1 protein-coding gene is annotated in these 262 nt (G+C 27.5%); it reads right to left on the bottom strand.

Going from position 1 to position 262, the window contains the following annotated elements; genetic code table 11:
- On the bottom strand, positions 1 to 262 hold a 262-nt coding region (locus SB752_RS32725), incomplete at both ends, for a hypothetical protein (protein WP_410719552.1).

Raw genomic sequence — 262 nt, 5'->3', positions numbered from 1 at the left:
ATGCAAAAGTCAGAAAAGAAAAATTAATTATAGATTCTTTAGTATAAAAAATTGATCTTGAAAATTCTGTTACGAAATATAGGCAACTTTCAAATCCAAATTGTTTTTTATACTCAGACAAGCTATTAGGTACAAATTCAAATACATCCTTGTACAAAGGATAGTCACGATCAATATCTACTCTTGTTCCTGCAAAAATAGCCAAGATAATAATAATGAAAGACGTTTTTTTCCTTCTATCAATTGGTAATATGCCTAAAAC

This window comes from Brevibacillus sp. SIMBA_040, from assembly GCF_046535075.1.
GTDB lineage: Bacteria > Bacillota > Bacilli > Brevibacillales > Brevibacillaceae > Brevibacillus.
Note: the sequence above shows the minus strand (reverse complement) of the source record. Positions and strands in the feature narration are given on the sequence as shown.